The organism is Promicromonospora sp. NPDC110617 (assembly GCF_055598465.1).
In genome coordinates, this window is the sequence record NZ_JBVKBM010000001.1 from 558,302 (window position 1) to 570,389 (window position 12,088).

Consider the following 12,088-nt stretch of genomic DNA (forward strand, 5'->3'; position numbering starts at 1 on the left):
CTCGTGCCGCGGCGGTCGGGTCTCACCGCGGCACGACCACCCGTGCCTCGGGCAGGAGCGCCGAGCGCGTGACGTCGCCGGCGTCCGGCACCAGGCTGTGGCCGGGCGTGAAGCTCGTCATCGGACCGGACACGGGCAGGTTCAGCGTCGTGACGCCGAGGTCGATCGAGTACGGCGTCGCCGCGCGGTCAACGGTCACCGTGGCTCCCCGGTCGGTGCCCATGACCACGAGGCCGAGCTGGTGCCCGGCGCGGACGACCAGGTCGTTCGTCTGCATCTCGACGGTCACGGTGTGCGTGTCGGCGCCGTCGAGCCGGGCCCAGCCGCGGCCCAGCACCTGGAACTCCGTGGACCCGATGTTCCGGACGACGTCGCGGTAGCAGGCGTCGTCGACCCCGGCCGACTCCCCGTAGCAGGACTCGGTGCCGAGCGTCGTCGCGCCCTCGCCCCCGGTGAGCACCCGGTCCGTCACGCCGTAGTCGACGAGCCCCACCGTGATCTGGCCGGTCGATGCCCCGTGGGTGACGGTCGTCGTCACCGATGCCGCGCCGGACAGGCGCAGGTCGTCCGTCAGGGTGCCGGTGCGGAACAGCAGCCGGTTCGGGTTGGTGCCCGCGGTCAGGGCGGTGTTGAAGGTCTGGTTCGGGGAGTTCACCCAGCCGGCGTCGACCGCCCGGCCACGGGCGCCGAGCGCGAGGCTGCCGTCCGCACGCGGCCGCAGCCGGGCGGTGCGGTCCGTGACCGGCCAGGAGTCCGAGGTGACCACCTCGTTCGGGGCGACCTCGACCCGGACCGCGGGCTCGTCGGTGATCCCGTTGTCCACGCCGAGCAGCTCGTGGTCGAACCAGCGGTGCAGGGTGTCGACCCACTCGGCCCGGTCCGAGTCGAACGGGTCGACGTGCCCCAGGCGCGTGAGCCACAGCTTGCGCTCCACGCCCTGCTCGCCGAGCGCCGTCCACCAGCGGGAGAAGTTGGGGGTGTCCACGTTGGTGTCCTGCGCGCCGTGCACCACGAAGACGCTGGCCGTGACCCGCGAGGCGTCGAAGAGCGAGCCGGAACGGTAGTCGCGCTCGTCCCAGAAGGCGTTGTGGGTGCCGGACGCGTCGTCGCCCGCCGTGTTCAGGGACTCGGTGATCGCGGAGCAGTCCGTCGCGACGTGCCGGCCACCGGCCACGTAGCCCATGAGGAACCGCGGGTAGTTGGCCGAGAACGGGAGGCCCTGCGCCCGGTCGTAGTCGTACCAGGAGCTGATCGCGCCGATCGGCACGATCGTCTCCAGCCCCTCGACGCCGGTCGCGGCCACGCCGTTGGCGAGCGTGCCGTCGTAGGACTTGCCGATCATGCCGGTCTTCCCCGTCGTCCAGTCCGCGGTCACGGGATCCCCGGTGTCCGGGTCCACCGCCGTCGCGTTCCCGTTCAGCCAGTCCACCACGGCCTTCACCGAGAGCACGTCGGACGGCCCGCCGTGGTCCGTGCAACCCGTGGACCAGCCGGTCCCGGCCATGTCGACCGCCACGTACGCGTATCCGCGCGGCACGAACCAGTTGTCGTAGTACAGCGGGAACAGCGCCGGGTCCCCGGCCGCGTCGTACTCCTTGACCTCGCTCTCGTTGCCGCGGCCGCAGCACGCGTAGTACGGGCTGGCGTCCATCACGACGGGCACCTCGGCGACGCCGTCGAGCTCGGCCGGGCGGATGATGTCGGCGCGGACCTCCTCGGGGTCACCGTCGCCGTCCAGGTCCGGAGCGATCACGTTCACCGACTCGCGGATCGCGCCCGCGTAGTCGTAGACAGCCGCTGTGACGCCGTCGTCGAGGACGTACGGGGCCTCGGCGGGCGCCTCGGCGGCCGGCGCCTGAGCTACCGGAGCTTCACCGGCGGGGGCCGCTGTGGCGGAAACGGTGCCAGCCGCCAGGGCCAGTCCCGTGAGTGCGGCGACGGCGGCTGCGCCGACCTGCTGTGCCCGGACGTGGTGGACTCGCATCGGCGTGCTCCCTCGCGACGAACGGCCTGGTCCGGGGAACATATCGGGTGAATGTCGCATACGGAAGACTGCTCCGTTACGACCCGGTAAGCGCCGCCTGCGGGTCGTGGGAGAGCACCGCATCCAGGAGCCGGACCGCGGCGTCCTTGTCGAGCGGCGCGTTGTAGTTGCCGCACTTCGGCGACTGCACGCAGGCCGGGCAGCCGTCCGCGCAGGGGCAGGCCGCGATCGCGTCGCGGGTCGCCCGCAGCCACGTCGCGCCCAGGTCGTAGGCCCGCTCCGCGAAGCCCGCGCCGCCCGGGTAGGCGTCATAGACGAACACCGTCGCCTCGCCGGTGTCGGGGTGCAGCTCGGTCGAGACCCCGCCGAGGTCCCAGCGGTCGCACGTCGCCAGGAGGGGCAGCAGCCCGATCGACGCGTGCTCCGCCGCATGCAGCGCGCCCGGCGCCTGCTCGGGCGAGATGTCCGCGGCCCGCAGCACGAACTCCGGCACCGACCACCAGACCGCGACCGTCCCGAGGGTGTGCTCGGGCAGCTCGAGCTGCTCCGTCCCCAGCACCTGCATGTCCGGGACGCGACGGCGCTGGAAGCTCACCACCTGCGACGTCACCTCCACGGGGCCGAGCCCCCACGTCACCGGTCCCCACTCGCGGGTGACCAGGTCGTGGCCGGGACCGTCGTCGTCCTGAGGCGCCGCGGGGCCGCCGTCGGGTGACCGGTCCCAGCCCTCGATCGCCACCGACATGACCGAGCGCGACCACGTCCCGTAGTCGAGCCGTCGCCGCTGCACGACGGCGGTGTGGTCGGTCAGGTCGAGGTGCGCCACCACGTAGGTGGTGCCCTGGTGCACGTACACGGCGCCGTCGTGCACCTGACCGTCCGCCGAGGCCGCGTCGACGGTGCCGAGCATCCGGCCGGTGCCCTGTTCGACCACGCGCACGGGTGTGCCGCCGGCGCCGCGCAGGTCGGTCAGGCCCGCGGCGGGCTGGTGGTGGGTCCAGTACCACCCGGAGGTCCGACGCCGGAGCGCGCCCCGGGCGACCAGCACATCCAGGATCCCGCGCACGTGGCCGGCGTCGCCGAACGCCGTGAGGTCCTCGGAGCGTAGCGGCGCCTCCTGGGCTGCCGCGCACAGATGTGGTGCCAGGACGTGCGGGTTCGCCGGGTCGAACACCGTGGCTTCCAGCGGTGCGTCGAACACGGCCTCCGGGTGGGTCACGAGATAGGTGTCGAGCGGGTCCTCGCGCGCGACGAAGGCGACCAGGCCGTCGGCCCCGGCCCGCCCCGCGCGGCCCGCCTGCTGCCACAGCGACATGCGGGTGCCGGGCCAGCCCGCGATGAGCACCGCGTCGAGGCCGGAGATGTCCACGCCGAGCTCCAGCGCGTTGGTGGTCGCGAGGCCCAGCAACTCGCCCGTGCGCAGCGCCTGTTCCAGCTCGCGGCGCTCCTCGGGGAGGTAGCCGCCGCGGTAGGCCGCGATCCGGCGGCCGGCCTCGGGGGCGGAGTGCCGCAGGTGGTCGCGGGCCTGCTGCGCCACCGACTCCGCCCCGCGTCGCGACCGCGTGAACGCGAGGCTGCGGGCGCCGGCCTCGGCGAGGTCGGCCAGCAGGTCGGCGACCTCCGCGGTGGCCGACCGGCGCGGATGCTCCGGCGGCGCGGTGGTCGCGACGGGGTCGGCCTCGCCGTTCTCGCCGGGCAGGGCCCACGGGTCGGGCTCCGCGGGGTCGGCACGGCGCATCGACGACTGCTCGTCGCCGGAGCGGTCTCGGGATGATGTGTGGGCCTCGTCGCCGTCGACCGGTGGGCGCCACGAGGCGATCTCCGGCGGCTGCCACAGCAGTACGGTCCGGCGTCCCGACGGCGAGGCGTCCTCGGTGACGGCCGTGACGTCGTCGGGCGAGACGCCGATGAGGCGGGCGGCGCTGACGGCGGGTTCCGCCGTCGTCGCCGAGGCGACCACGAACGTGGGCGAGCCCTCCCCGTACCGCGCCGCGAGGCGCGCGAGCCGGCGCAGCACCAGCGAGACGTGCGCGCCGAAGACGCCGCGGTAGGCGTGACCCTCGTCGACGACGACGTAGCGCAGCCCCTTGAGCAGCCGTGACCAGCGACGATGGTTGGGCAGCAGGGCGTAGTGGAGGAAGTCGGGGTTGGTGAGGACGACGTCGGCGTGGTCCTGGACCCAGGACCGCTCCTCGCGCGAGGTGTCGCCGTCGCACGTGGCGACGCGGACGTCGCGCGTGCCGGCCGCGTCGAGCACGCGTTCGAGCGCGCTGAGCTGGTCGGCGGCCAGCGCCTTGGTGGGGCTGAGGTAGATGGTGGTGGGCCGCACGTGCGCCGACGCGATGTTCCCCGGGTCGAGCGTCGCGGCGGCCGCCGCGGTCCGGACGGCCGACAGCGCGGGCAGCCAGAAGGCGAGCGACTTGCCCGACCCCGTGGACGTGGCCAGCGCGGTGTGCCGACCCCGGTGCACCAGGTCGGCGGCCACGGCCTGATGTGTCCACGGCCGGTCGACGCCGAGCTTCCGGTACCCCTGCACCACCGTCGCGTCGGCCCATTCGGGCCAGTCGGTGTGCTCGGCGACGCGCTCCGGGAAGGTGCGCGACGCCGTCAGCCGCTCGGCGCGCGCGCCACCGGCGAGGAGCACGTCGAGGAGAGGGTGAGTGGGGACGTCGGGCACGCAGGACAGTGTCGCACCGGGCGGCGCAGAGGGTGCGCCCGCGGCTCGTGCGTGGCTTGGCACAAGTGCGGGTCCAAGTTCGGTCGACGATCGGTGTTGTTCTGCTGCAATCCACAGAGTTCACCCGGTGATTCACCCGAAAACGCGGCGAATGGGAGTTGTCGACGGATACATTCCGAGCGCCGCTTTCCTGCTCTCCCTGGGAGTCAAGTCATGTCCGACTCGTTTGAAGGCTCCCCGTTACGAGGGCTGTTCCCTTCGTCCATCGTGCTGGGCATAGTCGGAGCGCTGGTGCTCGGAGCGGCTCCAGGTGCTGTTGCGACCCCAGTGAAGGAGCAGGCGGTACCAGCACCCCGGTTCGTGCAGGAGGGCACCCCCGTTGATGTCGGTGGCCAGGCAATGCCTTGGAATGCGGGCCTTGGCCTCAAGGTGATCGGCGATACCAACTATGCCTGGGAGCTCCCCGTTGGAGTAACCCACACAGCGATCTCCGTCGGCGCCGTGGACAACACACCCATGGCATTGATGCTCCGCAGCGATGGCGAGGTCGTCGCCAGCTTGGACGACGCCTGGTCCTCGCCGCCGGAGATACCCGAGCTTCCGGATGGCGAGCGGTACACAGCGGTCGCCGCAGGGGATGGCGGGGCAAGCTTCCTGCTCCGGTCCGACGGTGAACTCGTGATGGTCCTCGATGAGGAGCTGCCAACTCCTCATGTCCCTGAGCTGCCGAGCGGCATGTCCTACGTTGCAGTCGATGTCGGCCAGGACGGTGCCTTTGCGGTGCGGTCGGACGGCCGGATCATCGGCATCAAGGTGGCTTGGGCCGAACCGCGCCCGCTGACCTGCGCTGACGCTTTCGTGCCGCCAGTGGGACTCAAGTACACCGCTATCAGTGCCGACGATCTGAGCTGGGCGGCGCTGCGCTCCGACGGGGCAATCGTCTTCTGTCGGTGGGCTAATGAGATGGCCGAAGTTGTCGCGCCCTCTTCCGAGGCCCGCTTTACAGGCCTCGATATTGCTCCAGGTCTTGGTAGCGCCGAGGACTACGGGTACGCGGTGCGGGACGACGGTGTGATCGTCGGACTGGGAGCTGCGGTCGCCCCCGCCCTGGTTCCCGTGGGGCGAACGGTCGTCGGTCTCTCGGCGCACGACCGAGGGGGCGCGGCAGTTCTGGACGACGGGACAATGCTGACCTGGGGTCGCGAGGGTTCTGCCCCTCTGCCAGACCTGCCGCGTGCTGGTCTGGTCGCTGTGGCCGACTGGTACAACACGACGTGGCTCATTCGGCAGGGCGCCGCGATTCCTGTGGACCTGCAGGTCACGTCACCGACCACGGTCAACTACAACGAGCCGACCCCGGTCGAGATCAACGTAACGGCGGGCGAGCTGTCGCCCTCAGGTTCGGTCCGGATCGGTTATGTGCGAGACGACGGATCGATGTGGTGGGGATTTCCCGAGCGCGTCGTGGATGGACGAGCCACGTTCGAATTCAGGGAGTTCCCGGAAGGGGTCTACCCAAGGGTGGTCAGATTTGACGGCCCTCCGTTCGTCACGACGGAGCGGTCAGTCGACTTCGTCGTCCGACCACAGCAGGCCTCCACCATCACGGTCGATATGCCTGAGAAGTGGCGCATCGGCGCGAATGACGTCTATGTCGACAGTCATGTGGAAGCATCGGGCGGCGTTACCACCGATCAGGGTTATTTTACGGTGACCGCCGAGGAATCCGGCGAGCGTCTGGGCGGAGGTGGCCCGGACGGTCGGCTATGGATCGACACGACTGTCCTCCCGCCTGGGCATCACCAGGTGCGTGTGGATTACGTCTCCGACGGGCCCGCCGCCCCAGTGTCGTGGACGGGAACGGTGACCGTGGTGCCGCCAGCGGAGACGCGGATAACGGTCGATACAGAACTGACCGCCGAGTACGGTGCATACAGCACCCTCCTCCAGGCCGACATGACGGTGAGTACCGTGGACGGATCGCGCCTCCCGCTTGGATATCTCTACGTCTACGACGAGGACGGGAACAGTCTGTACTCAGCTGGAGGACGCAGTGGTCAGGGGGCGGGTTCTATCGAGTACTCGACGAGCCTTCGTCTTGACGAAATGCCTCCGGGCGATCATCCCATCCTCATTCGGTGGGTCCCTGATACATCTTTCAGCAATCCGACAGCCGAGGTGCTTCCCGCCGAGTGGCGAGGGAGCATCAGGATTGCCAAGGCCTCCACGCGCATTCTGACCGATCCGCTGTCCGCCGGTGTCTTTGGTCAGGACCGGTCTATCGAGGTCGGGATCGCAGCCACCAATCTGTCGGACGTGCATGGGACGATCCTCGCCAAGATCGATGGTGTCGAGGTGGGCCGTACCGAGATAGCCGTTGACACTCCCGAGGCGCCTATCGTCTCTCTTCCGATCCGGATGAGCGGTGTGCTTCCTGGAGTTCATCGGCTTGAGATCTCGTACCTGGGCTCCGAGCTGCTCAAGCCTGTCTCGGCTGCATGGCAGCTAGAGGTACGGTCGGCGGAGTTCACAGCTCCCTTCACAACGGTCAGCGGTACACCACGCATCGGTGCGACGCTCACCGCAGACCCGGGCGTCTGGAGCCCGAAACCGACATCGGTCACCTACGTGTGGAAGGCCGACGGGGAGGTCATCGCGGGAGCGACCTCATCGAGCCTCGTGATTCCCGGATCGGCTCTCGGAAAGCGGATCACGGTATCGGCCACGGGCTCGCTGGCCTACTACACAAGTCGCACCGTCACGAGCGCTCCGACCGAGCCGGTGGTCTCCGGAGTCTTCTCCGCCTCCCGGTCCCCCTCCGTCTCCGGCACGGCCCAGGTCGGCAAGACCCTGACCGCCAACCGCTGGACCTGGACGCCGACCCCCACGACGGTCAAGTACCAGTGGCGCCTCGACGGCAAGGCGGTCTCCGGCGCGACGTCGAAGACCTGGACGGTCCCGGCGTCGGCCAAGGGCAAGAAGGTCTCTGTCGCGATCACCGGTTCGAAGACGGGCTACACGACCAAGTCCCTCGCGAGCCCCGCGACGGCGGCCGTGAAGGCCGGTGCGTTCGTCGCGCCGGCAACCAAGATCACGGGCACCCCGAAGGTCGGAGTCACGCTCAAGGCCGTGCGCGGCACGTGGACCCCGCAGCCGTCCACGGTGAAGTACCAGTGGAAGGTCGGTGGCGTCGCGGTCAGGGGCGCGACGAACTACTACTTCAAGGTGCCCGCCTCGGCCAAGGGCAAGCGGGTCGCCGTCGTGGTCACCGGCTCACGTACCGGCTACACGACGAAGACAGTCACCAGCGCACTGACCAGCGCCGTCCGCTGAGCGCACCTGGGGCAGCTCACAGGTCGAAGAGCGTGGGCTGCTCCAGGTAGACGCCCTCCTTCTCCAGCATGCGCAGCTTGGTGCGCGGGCCGCCGCGCGCCGAGAAGCCACCGATGCGGCGGCCCGCGGCCAGAACGCGGTGGCACGGCACGATGGGCGGGAACGGGTTGCGGCCCATCGCCTGGCCCACGGCCTGGGCGGCGCCCGGCGCACCGAGCTCCGTCGCCACCTCGCCGTACGTGCGGGTCTCGCCCGGCGGGATGGCGCGCACGATCTCGTAGACACGCCGGTCGAAGTCGGGTACGGCGCTCATGTTCAGGGGGACCTCGGCGAGGTCCCCCTCGCCGTCCTCCAGCAGGTGCTTCAGCGCTTCGACGGCAGCCGCGACCGGAGCGGGCGAGGCCTCGACGGCGCCCGGGTACCAGCCGCGCACGGCGCCGCGTACCTGGTCGGCGCTGCCGTGGGGCAGCGTCGAGCCGACGATCTCCGCGTCCTCGTTCCAGACGAGCGCGCACTCGCCGATCGCGGTGGGGACCACCGCGAACTCGAGCCTGTTCCGGTCCATGCCCCTCACGATAGGCCGCACCACTGACACTGCCGGGCCTTGGCGGCAGACGTCAGTCGGTGGTCCAGCGGGCCGCCAGGTCGGTCGCCTTCTGCGTCGGGTCCGGCTCGGCGACGAGCGCGCCCGCCGCGGCCAGACCGTCCGCATAGCCGACGGCGTAGGTGGTCAGTGGGGCGGCCGGCCGTTCGACGGCGCGGGCGGCGTCCCGGGCCAGGTCCAGGACCTTCTTCATGTCGATGGTGCCCGTGGGGAGGCCGAGCTCCGACTCCAGGTCGGAGATCCACTGCTTGAGGTCTGTCATCTCACGTCTTTCCGGTAGCGGGCCACGTCGGCGGGGGTGTCGATGTCGTCGCTCCAGCCTGCCGGGTCCGGCACCTCGGTGCACCGGAGCGCGCCGACCAGTCGCTTCATCGGCGCCCCGTCGGTCTCGATCCCGTCCAGTGCGCCGTCGAGCGCCGTACGCCGGTACAGGCCGACCAGCCATTGAGCCCGACCCCCGCGCACCAGGTAGGCGCCGTCGGCCGGTTCACGTGAAACAGCCTCTTCGAGGTGCGCGATCGCCCGCGCGGCGCGCGGCACGTCCACCGCGAGGAGCAGCACCCATGGCGCACCCGGGTCGGGCAGGGCGCGCAGTCCGGCGGCGAGGCCGGCCACGGGCCCGCCGTACGGCGGATCTTCCCTGGTCAGGAGGGGTGTGGGTCCCGCATAGCCCGACGCCGGATCGCGGGCCGGCAGCGTGCGCGCCAGCTCCGGCGGTCCCACGACCACGACGCGGCGAGCCCGCGCGCTCGCCGCCAGCGCATGGTCGAGCAGCCGCGTCCCACCCACGACGAGGCCCGCCTTGGGGGTGCCGTCGAGCCGGGAGGCCCGGCCGCCGGCGAGCACCACGGCGTCGTAGCCGATCCGGGGAGCACTCCTGGTCATCGCAGCATCAGCACCTGGACGACGTCGCCGGCCCGCACCTTCTCGACGTCCGGCGGCACGAGGGCGAGGCCGTCGGCCGCGGCGAGCGCGGACAGGGAGTGGTGCGATCCGGCGGGTTGGACGCCGCCGTCGACCCACCGGACGGGCAGCACCTGGAGCCGGCCCGCGGGGCTGGACCAGCCGGTTGTGGCGCGAAGGGCACGGTATGCCTGGCCGAGGGGGTAACGGAGAGGTAGCAGTGCTTGCTCAGCGTTACCGCGCTGGCTGGGTAAGCCTTCCGCCGCGCCCCCGAGACCCCGGAGCCGGTCGATCGCCGGCCGCGCGAACAGCTCGAACGACGCGTACGCGCCCACGGGATTGCCCGGCAGGGCCACCCACGGGACGCCGCGCCAGCGGGCGAGCGCCTGCGGCTTGCCGGGAGACATGGCCACGGTGACGACGTCGGCGTCCGTCACACCGGCGGACACCGTCGGGGAGGCCGCGAGGACCTCGCGCGCCACGTCCGCCGCGCCCGCCGAGACGCCGCCCGCGGTCACGATCAGGTCGGCGCCCGCACCGTGCGCGGCGTCGAGCGCCGCGCGCAGCGCCTCGGGATCGTCGGGCACGGGCCCGAGGCGGACGACGTCGGCCCCTGCCGCCCGGGCCGCCGCCGCGAGCATCGGACCGTTGGAGTCCGTGATCTGACCCGGCCCGAGGGGGTCGGCGACCGGTACGAGCTCCGCACCCGTGGAGATCACGACGACCACGGGCCGGCGTCGGACGGGAACGCTCACGGTGCCGGACGCCGCCAGCGCGCCCACCGTCGCCGCCGTCACGGCGGTCCCGGCGCGCGCGAGAAGTTCTCCCTGAGCCACGTCCTCGCCCGCCGCCCGGACGTGCGCCCGCGGCCGCCGGGCGAGCGTGACCGCGGACTCGGCCCGGGGCGAGCCTGCGACGAACCGGCCGGTCGAGGTGTGCTCCACGGGGATCACGGCATCCGCCCCGGGCGGCAGCGGGGCACCGGTCATGATCCGCACGGCCTGCCCCGGCGAGATCCCGGCCTCTGAACCGGAGCCCGCGGCGACATCGCCCGTCACCTGGAGCGTCACCGGCGTGCCGTCAGCCGGCAGGTCGGCCAGCCGCACGGCGTACCCGTCCATCGCGGCGCTCACGAAGGGCGGGACGGACACGCCGGCGTGCAGGTCCTCGGCGAGGACCGCGCCGTCGGTGTCGACCAGGTCGAGCACGACGACCGGCAGCGGCTCGACGAGCGCGAGGACGTGTTCGACGTGCTCCGTGACGCTCCGCAACCCGGACTCCATGGGACGACGCTATGCGAACAGGGTTCTGTCGGGGTTACCTGTGCCTCACAACCCGGCATCCTTCCCTGTGAGCGTACGGGACAGCCTCAGGCCCGCGCCCCCCGCCGCACCGGCCCCAGCGTGAACAGCAGGGTCGCCAGGCCCGTCGCCGCGAGCAGCGCGAACCCGACTCCGTAGTCGCCGTTGAGCTGGTAGACCGCGCCCATGATCAGGGGCGGCACGAACCCGCCGAGCCCGCCGGCCGCGCCGACGATGCCGGTCACCGCGCCGACCTTGTCTGCGGGTGCGACCTTGGCGACCAGGGCGAACGTGGCGCCGGACGACGCACCGAGCGCCGCCGCGAGCCCCAGGAACGCGATGGTGCCGACCGGGACGAGTCCCGGCTTGAACGCCACGACGGCGGCCAGCACGGTCACGGCGGCAAAGCACCAGACCGACACGTTCACGGGTCCGAGCCGGTCGGACAGCATCCCGCCGACCGGGCGCATCACCACGGCGAGCACCACGAACCCCGCGGTGCGGGTCGCGGCGTCGGTGGCGGTGAGGTCGTAGGCGTTGGCGAGGAACGTCGGCAGGTACACGCTGAACGCGACGAACCCGCCGAACCCGACCGCGTACAGCCAGGCGAGCTCCAGCGTGGCGGGCAGCTTGAACAGCGACCAGGTGCGCGCCAGCATGCCCCCGGTCGCGCCGGCGGTACGTCCCGGGGCGTCGCGCAGCAGGAACCACGAGGCGATCGCGAAGACCGCCAGGATGGCCGCGACCAGGACGAACGGCGCCCAGCGTCCGTAGGCGTCGGCCAGCGGCACGGTGGTGAACGACGAGACGGCCGTGCCGCCCATCCCCACGCCGAAGATCCCCAGCGCCGTGCCTCGGCGTTCCGGCGTGAACCACGCGTTGACGAACGGGACTCCGATCGCGAAGGTCGTGCCGCCGAGGCCCAGCAGGAAACCGCCCACGAGCAGCGCCGCGTACGAGTCGGCGATGAGCCCCACGAACAGCACCGGGACGATCGTCAGTGCGCTCACCAGCGGGAACATCGTCCGCGCCCCGAACCGGTCGGTCAGGGCACCCACGGGGATCCGGCCCAGCGACCCGACGAGCACGGGCACCGCCACGAGCACCGACTGCTGGATCTCCGACAGGGCGTACTCGACCCCGTACGCCTTGCCGAGCGGGCTGATCAGGGCCCAGGCCCAGAAGTTGACCGCAAAGCCCACGGTGGCCAGCGCGAGCTGCACGCTCGACGACGTCCCGCTCGTCTCGGCCCGGCGGCTCGCCCGGGTGGGTGGTGCCTCTGCCAT

8 protein-coding genes are annotated in these 12,088 nt (G+C 71.6%); 1 reads left to right on the top strand and 7 read right to left on the bottom strand.

The annotated features are described in order from the left end of the window. Positions 1–22: 22 nt before the first annotated feature. Together ACZ7LE_RS02455 and ACZ7LE_RS02460 are read right to left on the bottom strand one after the other, a co-directional pair. Entirely contained in the window at positions 23–1,984 is a 1,962-nt protein-coding gene (locus ACZ7LE_RS02455) for a CocE/NonD family hydrolase (protein WP_470401796.1), read from the bottom strand. 76 nt (positions 1,985–2,060) lie between these two features. Further along, a complete protein-coding gene (locus ACZ7LE_RS02460; RefSeq protein WP_470401797.1) occupies positions 2,061–4,661 on the bottom strand; it encodes a DEAD/DEAH box helicase in 2,601 nt (866 codons plus the stop codon). Positions 4,662–4,874: 213 nt separating this feature from the next. Here ACZ7LE_RS02460 and ACZ7LE_RS02465 point away from each other — a divergent pair, with 213 nt between their 5' ends. Next, complete coding sequence (locus ACZ7LE_RS02465; protein ID WP_470401798.1) at positions 4,875–7,994, top strand: hypothetical protein; 3,120 nt, start codon at positions 4,875–4,877, stop codon at positions 7,992–7,994. A 16-nt stretch (positions 7,995–8,010) separates the two neighbouring features. Here the strand turns inward: ACZ7LE_RS02465 and ACZ7LE_RS02470 are convergent, their stop codons facing one another. From ACZ7LE_RS02470 to ACZ7LE_RS02490, 5 genes are all read right to left on the bottom strand, one after another. Next, the gene (locus ACZ7LE_RS02470) at positions 8,011–8,559 is read right to left on the bottom strand and encodes a methylated-DNA--[protein]-cysteine S-methyltransferase (protein WP_470401799.1); all 549 of its coding nucleotides are present in this window, start codon (positions 8,557–8,559) and stop codon (positions 8,011–8,013) included. A gap of 52 nt (positions 8,560–8,611) precedes the next feature. Further along, positions 8,612–8,860, bottom strand: a complete 249-nt coding sequence (locus ACZ7LE_RS02475) for a DUF6457 domain-containing protein (RefSeq protein WP_470401800.1) — start codon at positions 8,858–8,860, stop codon at positions 8,612–8,614. Then, complete coding sequence (mobA, locus tag ACZ7LE_RS02480) at positions 8,857–9,483, bottom strand: molybdenum cofactor guanylyltransferase (protein ID WP_470401801.1); 627 nt, start codon at positions 9,481–9,483, stop codon at positions 8,857–8,859. Before mobA ends, ACZ7LE_RS02475 begins: the two co-directional genes overlap by 4 nt. Further along, the gene (locus ACZ7LE_RS02485; protein WP_470401802.1) at positions 9,480–10,784 is read right to left on the bottom strand and encodes a molybdopterin molybdotransferase MoeA; all 1,305 of its coding nucleotides are present in this window, start codon (positions 10,782–10,784) and stop codon (positions 9,480–9,482) included. The genes mobA and ACZ7LE_RS02485 overlap by 4 nt, the downstream gene beginning before the upstream one ends. An 86-nt stretch (positions 10,785–10,870) precedes the next feature. Further along, on the bottom strand, positions 10,871–12,088 hold the full coding sequence (locus tag ACZ7LE_RS02490) for an MFS transporter (RefSeq protein WP_470401803.1): 1,218 nt from the start codon (positions 12,086–12,088) through the stop codon (positions 10,871–10,873).